At 36.9% G+C, this 17,945-nt stretch carries 14 protein-coding genes; 5 read left to right on the forward strand and 9 right to left on the reverse strand.

All coding sequences use genetic code 11. The features are described from left to right. Positions 1–9 precede the first annotated feature (9 nt). The gene (locus tag SCA31_RS10285; protein ID WP_410696902.1) at positions 10–708 is read right to left on the reverse strand and encodes a response regulator transcription factor; all 699 of its coding nucleotides are present in this window, start codon (positions 706–708) and stop codon (positions 10–12) included. A gap of 102 nt (positions 709–810) precedes the next feature. Here SCA31_RS10285 and SCA31_RS10290 point away from each other — a divergent pair, with 102 nt between their 5' ends. Together SCA31_RS10290 and SCA31_RS10295 are read left to right on the forward strand one after the other, a co-directional pair. Continuing rightward, complete coding sequence (locus tag SCA31_RS10290) at positions 811–1,482, forward strand: YiiX/YebB-like N1pC/P60 family cysteine hydrolase (protein WP_410696903.1); 672 nt, start codon at positions 811–813, stop codon at positions 1,480–1,482. A 157-nt stretch (positions 1,483–1,639) separates the two neighbouring features. Continuing rightward, positions 1,640–1,951 (forward strand): NIL domain-containing protein, encoded by a 312-nt coding sequence (locus tag SCA31_RS10295; RefSeq protein ID WP_106914765.1) that lies wholly within the window; start codon positions 1,640–1,642, stop codon positions 1,949–1,951. A gap of 140 nt (positions 1,952–2,091) precedes the next feature. On the opposite strand, the gene murA is transcribed toward SCA31_RS10295, so the two are convergent. Beyond that, positions 2,092–3,399: a UDP-N-acetylglucosamine 1-carboxyvinyltransferase gene (gene murA / locus SCA31_RS10300; RefSeq protein ID WP_410696904.1), complete on the reverse strand. Its 1,308-nt coding sequence runs from the start codon at positions 3,397–3,399 to the stop codon at positions 2,092–2,094. After that, the gene (locus SCA31_RS10305; RefSeq protein WP_410696905.1) at positions 3,399–4,070 is read right to left on the reverse strand and encodes a DUF4290 domain-containing protein; all 672 of its coding nucleotides are present in this window, start codon (positions 4,068–4,070) and stop codon (positions 3,399–3,401) included. Before SCA31_RS10305 ends, murA begins: the two co-directional genes overlap by 1 nt. Positions 4,071–4,257: 187 nt before the next feature. Between SCA31_RS10305 and SCA31_RS10310 the strand changes: the two genes are divergently transcribed. Then, positions 4,258–5,697, forward strand: a complete 1,440-nt coding sequence (locus tag SCA31_RS10310) for an alpha-amylase (RefSeq protein WP_410696907.1) — start codon at positions 4,258–4,260, stop codon at positions 5,695–5,697. A 64-nt stretch (positions 5,698–5,761) separates the two neighbouring features. On the opposite strand, the gene SCA31_RS10315 is transcribed toward SCA31_RS10310, so the two are convergent. The 5 genes from SCA31_RS10315 to SCA31_RS10335 form a co-directional block, all read right to left on the reverse strand. Continuing rightward, a complete protein-coding gene (locus tag SCA31_RS10315; protein WP_410696908.1) occupies positions 5,762–7,279 on the reverse strand; it encodes a RagB/SusD family nutrient uptake outer membrane protein in 1,518 nt (505 codons plus the stop codon). A 29-nt stretch (positions 7,280–7,308) separates the two neighbouring features. Further along, positions 7,309–10,077 carry a SusC/RagA family TonB-linked outer membrane protein gene (locus SCA31_RS10320; RefSeq protein WP_410696910.1) on the reverse strand — a complete coding sequence of 923 codons (2,769 nt, stop codon included), beginning with the start codon at positions 10,075–10,077 and terminating at the stop codon, positions 7,309–7,311. Positions 10,078–10,107: 30 nt separating this feature from the next. Then, positions 10,108–12,120, reverse strand: a complete 2,013-nt coding sequence (locus SCA31_RS10325; RefSeq protein ID WP_410696911.1) for a glycosyl hydrolase family 95 catalytic domain-containing protein — start codon at positions 12,118–12,120, stop codon at positions 10,108–10,110. A gap of 405 nt (positions 12,121–12,525) precedes the next feature. Then, positions 12,526–12,936, reverse strand: coding sequence for a thiol-disulfide oxidoreductase DCC family protein (locus SCA31_RS10330; protein ID WP_410696912.1), 411 nt, complete (start codon positions 12,934–12,936; stop codon positions 12,526–12,528). Between the two features lie 4 nt (positions 12,937–12,940). Beyond that, a complete protein-coding gene (locus tag SCA31_RS10335) occupies positions 12,941–13,408 on the reverse strand; it encodes a heme-binding domain-containing protein (protein WP_410696913.1) in 468 nt (155 codons plus the stop codon). Positions 13,409–13,841: 433 nt separating this feature from the next. Here SCA31_RS10335 and katG point away from each other — a divergent pair, with 433 nt between their 5' ends. Together katG and SCA31_RS10345 are read left to right on the forward strand one after the other, a co-directional pair. Next, on the forward strand, positions 13,842–16,121 hold the full coding sequence (katG, locus tag SCA31_RS10340; protein WP_410696914.1) for a catalase/peroxidase HPI: 2,280 nt from the start codon (positions 13,842–13,844) through the stop codon (positions 16,119–16,121). A gap of 555 nt (positions 16,122–16,676) precedes the next feature. Beyond that, positions 16,677–17,105, forward strand: coding sequence for a hypothetical protein (locus tag SCA31_RS10345; RefSeq protein WP_410696915.1), 429 nt, complete (start codon positions 16,677–16,679; stop codon positions 17,103–17,105). Positions 17,106–17,134: 29 nt separating this feature from the next. On the opposite strand, the gene SCA31_RS10350 is transcribed toward SCA31_RS10345, so the two are convergent. After that, entirely contained in the window at positions 17,135–17,509 is a 375-nt protein-coding gene (locus SCA31_RS10350) for a hypothetical protein (RefSeq protein ID WP_410696916.1), read from the reverse strand. Positions 17,510–17,945: the final 436 nt, after the last annotated feature.

The following is a 17,945-nucleotide window of genomic DNA, read 5'->3' on the forward strand; positions in this document are numbered from 1 at the left end:
TTTAAAGTGCTATTGATGGTTTTCTTCGTATCCTTTTTTTAAAATAAAACCCATTCCTGCTTTGGTATGGATTAGTTTACTTTCAAAATCCTTGTCAATTTTCTTTCTGATATAATTGATGTAGACATCAATAAAATTGGTTCCGGTATCGAAGTGAGTTTCCCATACATTTTCTGCAATTTCAGAGCGGGAAAGAACCCTTTCCGGATTTTCCAGCATATATTTCATCAGATTGAATTCCTTAGGAGTCAGCTTTATGGAGATTCCGTTTCTGCTGACAGACTTCAACTTGAGATCCATTTCAATATTTTCATATTTTAATAGCTGTTCTGTAGGGGAGTGTAGGGAGGATCTTTTCATTAAAACCTTAACTCTGGCAATGAGTTCACGCATTTCAAACGGCTTGGTAAGGTAATCATCCGCTCCGGAATCAAAACCCTCCAATTTATCGTCGGTAGTTCCCAATGCGGTAAGCATAATGACAGGAATATGAGGTTTTGAACTTTTTATTTCCCTGCAAAAATCCAGACCATTCTTTAATGGAACAATAATATCCGTAATGATGAGGTCGAAATCCTGAGATGAGGCCAGTTCCAATGCTTTTTCGCCGTCATAGGCAAAACTTACGTCCATATCCTGTTCCAGAAGTCCTCTGCCGATAAGTCGTGAAAGTCTTTTGTCGTCTTCTACTAGTAAAATATGAGGCATAAGAATGTGTAAAGTGTTTTTATTGGAATGAAAACTCGCTCAATATTCACCACAAATGTAATGAATTCTATTTTGTAATTTTGAGCCCGAAATAATAATCAGATGTCAGGATTTAAAATGTTTTTAGATAAAAAATTAGAGAAAATATCCATTGCAGGTCTTCTGTCCTTTTTAATGGTTGTGTTGATGCAATGTGCATCCCAAAAGGATACAGAACAACTTAAGAATGGAGACTTTCTTTTTGTTACCGCCAAGGAATCGGGACTTTCCGGTGCCATTAATAATGTTACACAAAAACAAAAGAGGGCATCCTTTGATCATATTGGTATTCTCGAAAAAATAGGTGGTAAAATGTATGTTTTGCATGCGGCACCGAAAGGAGGATCTCAGAAGCAGGATTTAAAGGAGTTTATTAAAGATCAGAAAGAAGATGGCCAGAATGTAGTGGTGTACCGTTTGAAGCCTGAATATCAAAAAGCGATTCCGACTGCCATTGAAAAAGCGAATTCAATGGTAGGGAAACCCTATAATTTCAATTATATTTTGGATGAAAATTCATATTACTGTTCTGATTTTATTGAAAGAGCTTTTAGAAATGATCAAATTTTCAAATTGGAGCCCATGACATTTATTGATCCCAAAACGGGAAAGATTAATGCATTTTGGGCGGATTTTTATAGCAAAAAAAATCTGAAAGTCCCTGAGGGAGAGCCTGGCTGTAATCCCAACGGCTTGGCCGGCTCAGAAAAACTGGAAAGGATAAAGGAACTTTAAGATACTAGGAGAAGCTGTAAAGGCTTCTTTTTTTGTTAAATTTTAAAAAATATTAGTCTACTAGTTTGGTGGACTAATATTTTTTTATATTTTTGTGACAGATTTAAATGCAAAGAGCAATATGATCTAAAAGTGTTTAACCAAAAAATGTTTAGTGATGATTACACCTAATCCTGGCCTGCAGGTTCTGCAAAATAAACTGAACCTCCCTAAAAAAGAATTGTTATTGGAAATAGAATTGAATGGCAAAATGAAATTTGAGCATTTAATGAATACCATCTATAATCAATTTGGGATTTGTCACAGAGTGTTGTCAGCCAATGTGGAATATGTGAACGGATACAGTTTTGGTTCAGTACAATTATACATTAATGTTAATTCAGAAGACTATCATCAGCTTGAAGTTTATCTGAATAAAAATAAACTTTTGAATACAACGGTGGAGTACCTCTGCCGAAAATATTCATAGGGGAGATTCATATAGTTTTAATTACTCAAAGTGTCTGATTTTTTTAATCAGGCACTTTTTTTAGAAGTTTTATTTCAAATTAACCAGTAAAAAAAGCGTCCAGATTAATCTGAACGCTCTATTGTAATAAAAATAAGTTTTTAAATTCTTTCGATATCGGCACCAATTGCTTTTAGTCTTCCATCGATATTTTCGTATCCTCTGTCGATTTGCTCGATATTGTGGATAATGGATTTCCCTTCAGCAGATAATGCGGCAATAAGAAGTGCATTTCCGGCTCTGATATCAGGAGAAACCATTGTAGTCCCTCTTAATGGAGCTTCCTGGTTTAATCCAATTACGGTAGCTCTGTGCGGATCACATAAAATAATCTGAGCACCCATATCGATTAATTTATCCACGAAGAATAATCTGGATTCAAACATTTTCTGGTGAACAAGGATACTTCCTTTAGCCTGAGTGGCTACCACCAAAATAATAGATAATAAATCCGGCGTGAATCCCGGCCATGGAGCATCCGAAATGGTAAGAATAGATCCGTCTATAAATTTCTGGATTTTATAATGTTCCTGAGCAGGAATATAAATATCATCACCGCTTTGCTCAAGCTGAATTCCCAGTTTTCTGAATGTATTTGGAATCACACCTAGTTGGTTCCAGTTTACATTTTTAATAGTGATTTCAGATTTTGTCATAGCCGCAAGACCAATCCAAGATCCGATTTCTACCATGTCCGGAAGCATTGTGTGTTCAGTACCTCTTAAATAATCTACTCCTTCAATAGTCAATAGATTAGAACCGATTCCTGAGATATTAGCTCCCATTCTGTTCAGCATTTTACATAGCTGTTGAAGATAAGGCTCGCATGCAGCGTTGTAAATTCTTGTTTTTCCTTTAGCCAATACAGCAGCCATAACGATATTGGCTGTTCCTGTTACAGAAGCTTCTTCCAGTAAAATAAATTTACCATTAAGTTCTTTAGCCTTTAAAGAATAGAAATACTCTTCTTCATCGTAATGAAATTCTGCACCCAGCTCTACTAATCCCTGGAAGTGAGTATCCAACCTTCTTCTTCCGATTTTGTCACCACCCGGAGTTGGCATATAAGCCTCTCCATAGCGTGCCAACATTGGTCCCATAAGCATGATAGAGCCACGTAGTTTAGCTCCGTCTTTTTTAAACTCATTAGACTTTATATAGTCAAAATTAACTTGATCAGCTTTGAAAGTATAATCTCCGTGACCATTTTTAGTAACTTTTACACCAAAATCACCCAGAATTTCAATCAATCTGTTGACATCATGAATGTCTGGAATATTTTTGATCCTAACTTCTTCATCAGTTAACAGAACTGCACATAAAATTTGTAGAGCCTCATTTTTGGCTCCTTGTGGAGTTATCTCACCCTGCAGTCTTTTTCCTCCTCTTATTTGAAATGTTCCACTCATTATTTTCTGTTTTTATGATTGTTATTATGCCTTCTTTTGTTAGGTTGGTTTTTATTATTGTTGTTACTGTTACTATTGTTTCGGTTGTTGTTACCGTTATTGTTTCGGTTGTTATTATTGGTATAATAAATCTTACTTTTTTCAAGAGATTCAATTCCCGTAAGATCCAACCTGTTTTCAGACAGTTCTTTCAGATGACGGAAAATAACGTCATCCGTCACATGTTCTTTATTATAGACATTATAAGATTTCTTCATATTGTTGGCAATTACCTCTATTAGGGCTTCTTTTTCATCCCCTGGCTCTAGTTCGATTGCTTTTTCTATCAATTGAAGAATACTTTTTCCGTAAAACTTGAAGTCACCTTGAAGTTTTGGATATTCCATTCTTTTAGGTTTTTCTGCCAATTGTTCCATGGTAGGAAACGGATAAGGAGATTCTACATCCAAATCATGGTTAGCAAGAATAAAAAGATGGTCCCAAAGTTTATGTTTATAATTTTCCTCGTCGCGAAGTTGTGGGTTTCTTTGACCCATAAAATCGATGATTGCCATAGCCATTTCATTCCTTTCCTCTTTGGTAGGAAGTTCTTTGCAGCGCTCAACCAACTGTTGTATAATTCTGCCGTATTCCGGCATATGAAGCTGAGTTTTTTGGGTATTGTATTCCATAGTATGCAAATATATGGATTAAAAGAAAAATTGTTTGGAGAATCTTAAAAAAATATGATTTTTTAATGAAACTTCATGTAGGTTAACTTATTGATTTATTATGAAAAGTAAAAATATTTCACTTTAAATTGAATTTGATTTTAAGAAAATTGTAACTTGTTTAATAGATTGATAATTAAATATTCCGATGAAAAAAGTACAATTTTTACTTTCCTTACTGGCATTGGCACTAGCTGGTTCATGTCAGAACAATGATGAATTTATCAAAGAGCCTTCTCAAAAAGATGAAGTACATGATAAAATTGTAAATGTAACCCATCATGATGGCAGACCTTTCAGTGCCGGAAAGGGATCTGGATCTGTACAGGGTAAATTTGTAGCAGGTCCGGGGGGCAGTGTTTTGATGCAGGGATTTTATTGGGATGTTCCGGAAGGAGGCAATTGGTGGAATACCGTGAAAGATAAATTAACGGCATGGTCTAATGCAGGAATTGGAGCGGTATGGCTCCCTCCGGCCTCAAAGGCACAAAACGGAGCTTACTCAATGGGGTATGATCCTACGGATTATTATGATTTTGGAAATTTTAATCAAAATGGAAGTGTAGAAACCCGTTTTGGATCAAGAACTGAACTGGAAGCCTTGATTACAAAGGCTCATGCTGAAAATATGCAGGTATATGCTGATATCGTCATTAATCATAACAGCGGCGGGCAATCTGAGGCTAATCCTTATACCGGAACAAATACCTGGACTAATTTTTCAGGAGTAGCTTCCGGAAAGTTTCAGAGAAGCTATAATGATTTTTATAAAAATTCTTACGGAAATAATGATGAAGGCTCTTTTGGTGGTTTTCCGGACCTTTGTCATGCTAATCCTCATGTGCAGGACTGGCTTTGGGGCAGAGATGATTCTGTAGGGAAATACTATAAAAATGTGATGAAGTTTGACGGCTGGAGATTTGATTATGTTAAAGGATTTGGCCCTTGGGTAGTCAATAACTGGAATTCTAAGGTTGGTGGATTTTCTGTAGGGGAATTGTGGGATTCCAACGTCAATACTTTGGAGGCTTGGGCAAATAATGCAAACAGTTCTGTATTTGATTTTGCGGCTTATTATAAAATGGATGAAGCCTTTGATAATGGAAATTTAAATGTTTTGAATGATGATATGATGTGGAAAAGAAATCCGTACAAAGCAGTAACCTTTGTGGCCAATCATGATACGGATATTATCTACAATAAAATGCCGGCCTATGCCTATATTTTGACCCATGAGGGATATCCAACTATTTTCTACAGAGATTATGAAGAATGGCTTAATAAAGACAAGTTAAATAATTTAATTTGGATCCACAACAACAAGGCTACGGGAACAACTTCCATTGTATACACTGATAATGATGAATACATTGCAAGACGTAATGGTTATAATGGGAATCCTGGGCTGGTCGTGTATATCAATACATCATCAAGCTGGCAGGAACGTTGGATTGAAACTAATTGGAGCAATCAGCAGATCAAGGATTTTACCGGAAGTTCAAGCTGGTATCCGACAACGCAAGGGGATAAGTGGGTGAAAATTCAATGTCCACCAAATTCTTATTCCATCTGGTCCTTAAATCAATAGAAAAAGAGAGCAAAATGCTCTCTTTTTTATGAATCTATCCTTTGAAATGATACTATAGACTATTCTAATATCCGGGATTTTGGGTAAGCTTGGGATTTAAAGACAGCGCATCTGCCGGAATAGGGAAGAGTTCTCTGCTGACATTTCCTGAGTGAGGATAAGGAGATGCCGGAAAGTCGTATTTATATTTCAATTCTACTTTTTCAAGTAACTTCCCAAACCTCAGAAGGTCTTCTCTGCGGTATCCTTCATGATAGGTTTCCCATCCTCTTTCATTCAGAATATCATCTAATGTTAAAACGGTAAGAGGCTGTAATCCGGCTCTGGTCCTGATTGGATTGATATACTGTAAAGCTGCTGCTGTATTTCCCATCTGAAACTGGGCTTCTGCATACGTAAGATAAATTTCACCAAGACGCATCAGCGGGAAGTCGGCATCACTGTCTTCTCCTTTTGCAATGTTTTCCTGTAAAGGGAATTTGAATGTAATGACCCGGTTAAGATGTTTTTGAACGGTTTCAGGAGCAGCTATTGTTCCATATACAGGGGTTCCGTCTGCTTTATACTGTATTCCTGCAATAGCAATTCCCTGTTTAGTATTTTTGTTAAATGGTGCCACCCGTTGATCATCGGATGCAAAAGTGCTGTAGAAATAATTAGACATCCCATATCCGTTAGAAGCAGATACTCCCTGGATATTAAGCGCATTGCGCAGCTCGCTTTCCAAAGAAAGAGCCACATATTTATTTCCTTTATCCGACTGGTTAATTTGATTGACTGCTAAAATAATCTCAGAGTTTGCATCGATTTTAAATACATCCTGATATCTGGCCTGAAGACTTGCTCCGGAATTATCAATAACGTCTTTTGCATACTTGCTGGCCTTTGCCCAATCTTTATTATTCAAATAAAATCTTGCTAAGAAAGCTTTTACTGCCCATTTTGTAGGTCTTCCGTAAGTGGAAGGAAGGGGAGGAAGTGTATTTTCAATACTTTTCATTTCAGATTCTACGAAAGACCTTATGCCGCTTGCTGAAGTTCTTTCAATGCCGCTGGAGAGATTTTCACCACCGGTAACTAAAGGAACAGCTCCAAAAACATTTTGTAATTTATAATACGCGTATGCTCTCCAGAATCTGGCTTCTGCGATCATAGCAGAATAGGCAGGGTCATTCTCTTTGCTGCCAAATGATATAAGGACCTGATTAGACTGAGCAATCAGTTTGTAGGTTTCGCGGTACATTTCCATGGGTTGATAATGGCCGGAATTCAGGTTGAGGAAATTTTGCATTCCGCCCCATTCTGTAATGGCAAATCCCCAGTTTAAAGTAAACTCATCGGTTCCTGCTTCGGGGGCCAGCTGCCAGTTATTCCCCCGTGAATAACTAAAATATTGTACATACTTGTAAATGCCGTCTACGAGAATTTTGCAGCCGGTTTCGCCCTGAGCTATAAGATTATTCTGAGAAGTTCCGGTATAAACATTTTCTTCAAGCATACTATCGGAGCATGAATTGAACAGGTTTCCACCGGAGAAAAGAATAAGCCCCAGCCAATAAGTTTTTATAAATTTATTTTTCATTATAGGTTTTATTTTAATCATTAAAGAAATTAGAAGCTTACATTCACTCCCAGAGAATATGTTCTTGCGGAAGGATAACCTCCGAGATCTATTTTCCCCGGTAGCATAGGGGTAGGAATACCTTCGGATCTTTCCAGATAACTTCCATTGGAAGATTCCGGGTTAAGCCCTGAGTATTGGGTCCAGGTCCATAGATTTTGTGCCTGAAAATAAATTCTGAAGGAAGAGATGAAATCTCCAAAGTACTCACTAGCTGGTAAATCGTAAGACAGCGTAATATTTTGTAATCTGACAAATGAGGCGTCCTCTATAAAACGGGAGTTATACGCCCAGTAATTACTTCCTGATCTGGAAGCCGGAGTTCCGTTTGCAGCCGTGAAATATTGAGCTTCCCTTAAAAGGTTATAGGGTTGCTCCGGTTTGGCAATGCCATATTGAGCAGCAGCATAATTAAATAACTTTTGACCCAAAGAGGCTGTGAAAAATACATCAAGCCCAAAATTTTTATATTTAAAATTATTGCCCAGCCCGGCTGTAAATTTGGGATCCGGGGTTCCCTGGTACTGTAGCTCTTTAGACAGATTCATACTTCCGTCAGGATTAAGCCCTAAAAAGTCTGGAGCTAAATAGGCATTGGCTCTTTCTCCTTCCCGGAAACCTAATAATTCCATGGCCGATCTGGCAGCAGTACCTCCATAGATTTTATCTACAGTGGTTTTTATGGAAGAGAAGTTGGCATTGGCATTCCATGAAAAATTTTTCTTATGGATTATCCTTGCATGTAATGAAACTTCTATACCTGTTGTTTTGGTATCAGCTGCATTGATCCACTGATGATCAACCCCGCCTTCAAAAGGGAGTGAAATAGGAATTACCAGATCTTTTGTTTTTTTACTGAAAGCATCAATACTTCCGGACAGTACTCTGTTGAAAGCTTCGAAATCGATTCCAATATTAAGCTGGCTGGTAGTTTCCCATTTGAAATCTTTATTTCCTGTATAATTGGATAATGTGGCTCCGCTTATCAGCTGTTGGCCCAGGATTCCGTTTCTTTCTATAAGATAAGTGTTCATAGAAAGATAATTATTGAATCCCTGGTTTCCTGTTTTACCATATCCTGCTCTTAATTTAAGTTCGTTAAGGGTTTTGTTATCTTTTAAAAACTCTTCTTCAGAAATTCTCCATGCTGCAGATACTCCGGGAAACCAACCCCATTTGTTTCCACTGGAAAATTTTGAGGAACCGTCTCTTCGGATTGAAGCGGTAACAGAATATTTCCCGTCATACGTATAGTCTATTCTTCCAAATCCTGAAATAAGGGTGCTTGGAGTTCTGCTTGAAAATGCCCTGAGTATTGATGCCGATTGAAGATTATAATTTCCGTCTAAAATATCTGTCGGAAATTTTTCTCCATAGGCCATCGTTAATTCATTTTCAAATTTTTGAATGGAATATCCTGCCAGTCCAATGATTTGATGTTTTCCAAACGTTTTGTTATAGTTCAGGAGGGCTTCTGCCAGGTAATTATTATTTCTTGAATTTGAATTGGAGGCAATTCCGCCATGTACTCCTATACTTGACATACCGCTTGCGGGAACAGAATTAGGCAGAAAGAAATTGTTGACAGAGTTTTGGGTTTCGTATCCTAATTTCAGCTGCGGTTTCAGACCATCAAGGATTTCATAGGAAATATCGGCACTTGCATTCAATTTATCTGATTTTGTGCGGTCTTTAATATTTAAAAAAAGGAGCGGGTTTACATTAAAATCAGAAGACGGATCTGATGCATAAGGGGTATCCGCAGAAAGATAAGGGGCGAAAGTAACAGCAGAAGAAACTAATGAATTTCTGGTATCCCCCTGTATTGCAGGATTTTTATCTTTGATGAAACTGGTGAAAATATTGGTGTTGATGGCTAGTTTATTTTTGGTATAGCTGAGGTTCAATCTTCCGGTATACCTTTCAATACCTGAATTCTTAAGAACTCCTTCCTGATCAAAATAGCCTAACGAAGCAAAGTATTTTAGATTTTCGCTGCCTCCAGACATACTTAGGGCATGGCTGCTGATCACCCCTGTTCTCTGGATCTGTTTTTGCCAGTCGGTATTAATTCCGGTGTCTGCAGGAGTCAGGGTTTTACCCATCTTGGTCCAGAAATTCAGATATTCCTGAGTGTTCATGACATCATAATTTTTTACAACACTCTGCCAGCTGTAATAGGTGTCATAAGTAATTTTTGCCTTACCTGTTTTCCCTCTTTTGGTGGTAATGATCACTACGCCATTAGCGCCTCTTGAACCATAGATGGCCGTAGCGGAAGCATCTTTTAATACAGCAACACTTTCAATATCATTTGGATTGATAGAATTTAGAGGATTTTTTGAAGGTGCTGAAAAAGTCGCAACCCCGTTGAGTGAGGAACCGTTTGCTGCGGTACTTTCTTCGGATAAGGGAATTCCATCAATAATATAAAGAGGATCAGTGGTACCAAAAATAGAATTTCTGCCTCTGATGATTGTTTGGCTGCCACCACCGGGCTGGTCGGAAGTCTGTTTGAACTGTACCCCGGCGACTCTTCCGCCTATCATCTGGTCGATATTGGCTGTGGCTCCTCCGATATTGGATTCAGAAGCTTTAAGATTGGTAACGGCTCCGGTGATATCTTTTATTTTTTTTGAACCATAGCCTATGACCACAACTTCTTCGATCCTGTTTTCCTTTTCCTCTGTTGTTTGAGCAAAGGCAATATCGCTTACCCAAAGGGCAGCTAATGCCAGAGGTAATTTCATTTTTTTCATAATTTGTGTATTTTAAATTTCAGATTTATTTTAGTTTCTTATCTCTATTGTTTTTTCATCGGTTCCAATTCCTTTTATTTTTAAAGATTTCCATTTTTTAGGCAGAACACCTTTATTATATTTTATTCCCTGATCTGTAATTTCCACCCCTCCAAAACCATAGATGACGGCCTGAAGCATGGCTCCTGCTCCGGTTACAAAATAAGGGTTGTTACTTTTGGCAGATTCGGAGAAAACACCAAAAGGCGGCCGTGAGTTCGGGATATAGGATTTTAGGAAATAATCATAGGCTTTTTCGGGTTCATTCATTCGGGCATACAGAACAGATAATATTCCCGGGCCCATGGCAGGTCCGTCATTTTTGTCCATCTTCTCGGCATAATATTCCAGATCGTTTTTTATCTGTTTTTTATCTGTGATAATATGCATGGGATAGGCCAGCAGATTAACATCAGCTTGTTTTATCGGCTGGCCTTTGTAACCTTTATAGTTTTGAGTAATCCCGTTTTCTGTATGGATCAGTAATTTTTCAGCAACTTCCTGCCATGCAGGATTTACTTTTTCACCTAGAATATGTCCTGCTTTTATTGTGTTTTTTAAGGTTTCTATTGCAGAACCATTAGTAAAAGCATTATCATCAATATGTTGTGCATATTCATCTGCACCTACTACATTTTTAATAGAGAAAGAGCCATTGTTATTTTTAGTAACCCTGCTTACCCAGAAATCTGCTGTTTCCTTCATCACATTATAGTTTTCTTTCAGCCAGTTTTTGTTCTGTGTCACTGTATAATAGTTCCAGAAAGCAATAGGGATATCAGAAGTGATATGTTGTTCAAAGATACCGGTCAGTGCCCAGGTCGGTGTGGCTTCTTCTCCGGTATCATCGGATTCCCACGGGTACATTGCCCCTTTGTAGCCGTAGATATATGCTTTTTGTTTCGCTTTTTCAAGTCTGTCGGTTCTGTAGTCCAAACATGATTTTGCCATTTCAGGCTGCATAGCAAGCAGGACAGGGTACATCCATAATTCGGTATCCCAGAAAATATGGCCGTTATATCCCTGTGAAGATAGACCCATTGGCGGAATGCTCAATCTTGAACCTGATCTTATAGAAGAGTATAAATTATAGAGTGCAAATCTTATTCTTTGCTGTGCATCAAGGTCGCCTTCTATTTCAATGTCTCCGGAATCCCATAGGGCTGCCCATGCTTTTTTATGCCTGTCAAGCATAGAATCTATTCCTTCCTGCAAAGCAAATATCGGCTGTCTTTCGGATTCGTTTACGGGATCAGTCACGTCTTTTGAAGTACATATTCCGCCGGCAACAGCAAACCTGTATTTCTTGCCTTTTTTGAGCTTCGTCATAAAACCGAGTTCCTCATTGATGTATTTCAGATCTTCTTTAGAGCTGTCAAATAAGAATGTAGTGGAAGCTGCCACTCTGTATTTTCCATTCAGGGTTTTGGTTACGGTACCGAAAACGGGCATTAGATATTCGTTGTCTTTCAATATCCTGTAATTTTTTTTGACATCCTTAAGTTCATCAGGAATGCTCATATAATTGAATACGGATACTTCAATGTCCTTTTGGGGAATAATCTCAACAACTGCCATTGCTGAATAAGGATTGGCTCTGTTTGCCAAAAGGCTGTAGTGGATAGTTGCAAGATCCTTAAATGAAAATGAAGTAGTGGAAATACCTTCTCTCATGGAAATGGTCTGATTCCAGCCAGAAATATTATTTCCGGTGACCTCCTGACTGTTGATTTTAAGCCTAAGATTTAAGAATTCTATACCTTTTACAATCCGGCTGATCCCGTTTTCGGGAGAAGATTCATAGACTCCGTTCAGGATAATTTCCTTTGTTACTAATGGGGTGTCATCAGTTACGATACCCAGCTGTCCGTTGGCCATGGCTACCCCATTATAATTTTCTCTTGAAGTGGCAAAAAGATTCCATTCATCAGATTTTTTTACTTGTCCGGAATATAAAATAGTACCCATTAGAAATGGGAGGGATAATTTTTTAATAAGACTCATTTGTGTTAAAACTTTAACATCAAATATATGTTCTAACGTGCTAAAGAATTAAGGAAGTATTAAAATAAATGGTTACTGTTTATTTATTTGTATTTTATGGATTATATTTTACATATATACTATTCTTTGCATGTAATGTATTTGTCAGTATCTTATTTCTATAGAAATATAAATTTGACAGAGGGCATCATTAAAAATAGATTTAAGGATAAGGGAGGGTTGAATTATTTCCTAATAATAGTACCTGATGACGGACAAGCAGTCGATATGAAGTTTGAAATGAAAAATAATTTTACAAATAAAATAGAATTGAGTAATGGTATTCGGAGAACTATTACTTTTTGACTAAGCGGTATTTTTTACCAAAAGTGAAGGCTGGCTTGCCGGAGAAGCCCAAAGATAGATTTAGATCTGAATGAATTTTTTCTTTTGATGCTGATCCGGTAAGTAACATTTTTGATTAGCCAGTTTCATTCTGTTTCTCGATATCATATCATATACTTTATCACTCAGAAATACTGGCATTACTTTGCCAATGGCTGAAAGCTTGTAAATTCCGCCCAATAAGCTGGCAATTTGAAGTACCGCTCTTGATTTGATCAGATAGTATTGTTTGGGTTTCCAAAGATACATGGTGTTGAACTCTGTAGTTTCCAAGCCTCTTTCAGATAGAAATTCCTGTCCGAAGTCAGACTGTAGCGAGGCAAACATAAATTTGTCTTTTTTATCTCTTTCCAAAATCCATTGGACCCAGAAGTTACAAACCCCACAGTCGCCGTCAAAAAATACAATATGTTTGTGTTCCCAGTTTTCCACGATCTTATTTATTAAACATGATTCCTCTTTCTGTGTCTTCCTTTATCTGTTTGAAGTATTTTATGAGATCTGCCCGCTGAGCATCTGTTAACTTGGCATTTTGATGTCCTATATAATAAGATTCAAGCGGCATTTCTTTTTTCTCAACCATTTCCATGCTTTCTTTCAGTTTGCGAAGCTGTCTTTGAGGTTCATATACTGCAAAGGTAGAAAAATTAAGATGCTTTCGACCTTCCTCAATATGATTTTTTACAACCCACGAAACAGGGGAAATACTAGAATACCAAGGATAAATCGTTTCATTGGAATGGCAGTCATAGCATGAAGTTCTGATGATCTTAGCGACTTTTTCAGGCGTATTTTTTATTTTTAAAAAGTCCATGCCGGGTGTAGGGCGCGGATTGGTTTTATCAATAGGAAAAAACTGAATGATAATAAATGCGACGAGGATAACAACGAGTATTTTTTTCATGGGGAATGGTATTCATGTTTGTGAATTATAAAGATAGCTAAATAATTTTTAGTCTGAATTTAAATTGATATTAATGGTATAAGAGTTTGTTACACAGTTTTATGTGTTGGTTTTTAATTCTTACAGCATAAATAACTTTCTTCCAATAGATGTCTTCCTTTTTCTATTGATTATTATATTGAGTTATTCTAAATAGGGTAGAGTACTGTTTTTTTTTACTAAGATGAATTTAAAATTTTACTAACTTAATACCACAATTGTGTCTTGGGTTCGGATGCTGTCGGAAATATTTCTCTATAGTTTTTAACTATCGTTGAAATAACTATTAATAGATTGTATTTATTGAAAAGACGTTGTAAGTTTGCCATGTTCTTACAACAGAGAAAGTTACTTAAACTGTATTAATCAATATAAAAAAAATAAATAAACGACAATGGAAAACGATTTGAATGACATCAGTAAATGCCCGTTTCACAACGGAACCATGAAGAAAAATAATGTAGCAGGCGGAGGTACTCAAAATCAGGATTGGTGGCCTGACCAGCTGAGAGTAGATCTTCTGCGTCAGCATTCATCACTATCCAATCCTATGGATAAAGACTTTGACTATGCTGAAGCGTTTAAGAACCTTGATCTTGAAGCTGTAAAAAAAGATCTTCATGCATTAATGACGGATTCACAGGATTGGTGGCCGGCAGATTTTGGTCATTATGGACCTTTGTTTATCCGTATGGCCTGGCACAGTGCCGGAACTTATCGTGTAGGTGACGGTAGAGGTGGAGCAGGAGCGGGACAGCAGCGTTTTGCCCCTTTGAACAGCTGGCCGGATAATGTTAGCCTGGATAAGGCAAGAAGATTGTTATGGCCTATTAAGCAGAAATACGGAAGAAATATATCATGGGCAGACCTTTTAATTCTTACAGGAAATATAGCCCTTGAATCTATGGGATTCAAAACCTTTGGATTTGCCGGAGGACGTGAGGATGTATGGGAACCAGATGCAGATGTATATTGGGGATCAGAAAAAACATGGCTGGGAGGAGATATTCGTTATGCTCATGGCTCTGAAGGAGTAGTAGAGAAAGGTGCTGTTCTTCCTACCGATGATAAAGCAGATGGAGATATTCACTCCAGAAATCTTGAAAATCCTTTGGCCGCTGTACAAATGGGATTAATCTATGTAAACCCTGAAGGTCCGGACGGAAATCCTGACCCGATTGCTGCCGCTAAAGATATCCGAGACACTTTCGGACGTATGGCGATGGATGATGAAGAAACAGTAGCCTTGATTGCCGGTGGACATACCTTTGGAAAAACCCACGGTGCTGGCCCAGCAGATCATGTTGGTAAAGAACCTGAAGGGGCGGGTATTGAATTACAAGGATTAGGATGGGCAAGCAGCTACAAGTCCGGAAGTGGAAGAGATGCTATTTCCAGCGGATTGGAAGTAACATGGACTGAAACCCCTACCGAATGGAGTAACTATTTCTTTAAAAACCTGTTTGAAAACGAATGGGAATTAACGAAAAGTCCTGCGGGCGCACACCAATGGGTCGCAAAAGATGGAGCTGAAATCATTCCTGATGCATTTGATTCTTCTAAAAAGCATAAACCGACCATGCTTACAACGGATCTTTCTTTAAGACTGGATCCTGTTTACGAAAAAATTTCAAGACATTTTTATGAAAACCCTGATGCCTTTGCGGATGCGTTTGCAAGAGCATGGTTCAAGCTTACCCACAGGGATATGGGACCTCGTGCCCGTTATCTGGGACCGGATGTGCCTCAGGAAGAATTGATCTGGCAGGATCCTATTCCTCAGGTCGATCATGAATTGGTCAATGATGCGGATGTTCAATCTCTAACCTTTAAAATTCTAGCTTCGGGATTAAGCATCTCTGAATTGGTTTCAACAGCATGGGCGTCTGCTTCTACGTTTAGAGGAAGCGACAAACGTGGTGGAGCGAACGGTGCCAGAATAAGACTGGAGCCTCAAAGAAATTGGGAAGTGAATAATCCTGCACAATTGCAGAAAGTATTGGGTACATTGGAGGGAATTCAAAAAGAATTCAACGATTCTCAAAGTGGAGGCAAGAGAATATCACTGGCTGACATCATTGTTTTAGCAGGTAATGCTGCGGTGGAAGCTGCTGCAAAAAATGCAGGACATGAAGTTAAGGTTTCTTTCTCACCGGGAAGAATGGATGCTTCCCAAGAGCAGACCGATGTAGAATCTATAGGATATCTGGAACCAGCCGCTGACGGATTCCGAAATTATCTGAAAAGAAAATTCACGGTTTCTACAGAGTCTTTGTTAATTGATAAAGCTCAGCTATTAACACTTACTTCTCCTGAATTAACGGTATTGATTGGCGGAATGCGTGCTCTGGATACCAATTTCGATGGTTCTAAGAATGGAGTATTTACCAACCGCCCGGGAGTTCTTACCAATGATTTCTTTGTAAATCTTCTGGATATGGGAACGCAATGGAAAGCCATGTCAGGAGACAATGAAGTATATATGGGAACAGACCGTTCAACGGGCCAACCGAAATGGACTGCCACAAGAGCTGATCTTGTTTTCGGATCAAACTCAGAATTGAGAGCGATTGCAGAAGTTTATGGAAGTGCTGATGCTCAAGGTAAATTTATCAATGATTTTGTTGTAGCTTGGACAAAGGTGATGAATCTGGATAGATTTGATCTGGCTTAATGATAATGATTTAAAACAATATAAAGAGGCTGCAGTTATTGCAGCCTCTTGTTTTTTTATTTTAAACTACCATTTTTCCTCGCTTCTTCTAAATAGTTATTTATGATTATACTATCATTCCTGAAAATATATTCTATAGAATCTCCTCTTTTCTTTGATATAGAATCATTTACTTTATATGGATATTCCAAAAATTCATTAATTCCATTAGAAAATCTAACATAACCAAGATTGTGTTGATTTTTGTTCAAATAAATTTCAACAACTCTGGTATGTCTATCTATGTTTAATAAGTTTCGTTTTTTATCAGAATTTTAGTTTATAATTGAATAGATAATGGTGAATAGTAAAATACATCCAAAAAAAACGATAAATAGGGTAATCGTTTTTCTATTGGATTTGTCAACCTTTATATTAAAATCATCTTCTATCAACACTGGTTTGTGTATTATGGGGTAAACTTATGAAAATATTGAGAATTGAAAGAGAAGGGTATGGAAATGTTAAATTATTTAATAGTTTTGTGATTATAGATTTTTAAATAAAAATTAGATCATGAAAAAATATATTTTAATATTAGTGTCGTTTCTTTTTATTGCTTGTAATTTTAATGAAACGTATCATAACAGGGAGGAAGATAAAAAAGATGCTGAAAAGATTACTGAAAAATTTTATGATTTTATTAAAAAAAATAATAGAGAAGAAGCTTTTAAACTAATTGGTAATAAATTTTTTAAGACAACTAATAAAAGACAACTAAATCAGATGATTGATGATATTAATGCAGAATGTGGTGCTCAAATTTCAGATACTCAATTAACAATATGGGAAACGTTTGTTTCTGTTGGAACAAATCCAAAGTCTCAGTACGTATTATCATATAGAATAGAAAGGAATATACAGAATACACAAGAAAAATTTACTCTGGAAAAAAATAATGATTCTATTAAAATTGTAGGGTATGATGTTCATTTCACTAAATAAAAAAACAGCTGCTTCAAGCAGCTGTTTTTTTACTTTAAAATACCATTACGTCTGGCTTTTTCTAATAAATTGCTTTTTATAACACTGTCTTTTCTAAAAATATATTCAATAGAATCGCCTTTCTTTTTTGAAACAGAATCACCTATTTGATATGAAAACTCTAAAATTTTTTGAGTTCCATTAGAATATTTAACATAGGGAAAATTATGCTCTTTTTTATTATTGTAAATGTCAATTACCTTAGCATTTCTTTCTATAGATAATATTTCTTCTTTTACTAATTTGTTTGAGTTTATACTTAAATAAACTCTTGTAAATAGTAAAATACATATAAATGAAAGAATAAATATTATAATAATTCTTTTATTTGATTTACTTAATTCTATGTTAAAATTATTTTCCACGTACTCAAGTTTTAGATCCTGTCCACATTATAGGTGAAACTCCAACACCGTGACCAGCACTTGTACTGATAGTACTGTACCCATTTGTTATTTTTTCAGAATTTCTGCCAAAATATGAGGAATTAAATTGATGATAATTTTTATATCCCTCGTATGAACGATTTAAAGTTCCACCAACAGTTGATGACAAAGGTCCCGCTCCACCAGAAATTGCACGACCTTCTCCTGCAAAATCACTATTGACAAATTTATGCCCAGGATCAGTAGGTGTAATTAAACCTCTTTCAAATCCAGCACCTGCACTTAATCCTAAATTCCCGTTAAGGGAAAAGAAAAAATTTGTTTCTTTATTACTATCCTGTAAATCGTCAGCAAAAAGTGTACTGATTTAGGCTTTCACTTAAGGAGTGTTTCATAAGAGATTAATTTTTAAATT

The sequence above is a fragment of the Chryseobacterium sp. SIMBA_028 genome (assembly GCF_046535285.1).
Taxonomy (GTDB): domain Bacteria; phylum Bacteroidota; class Bacteroidia; order Flavobacteriales; family Weeksellaceae; genus Chryseobacterium.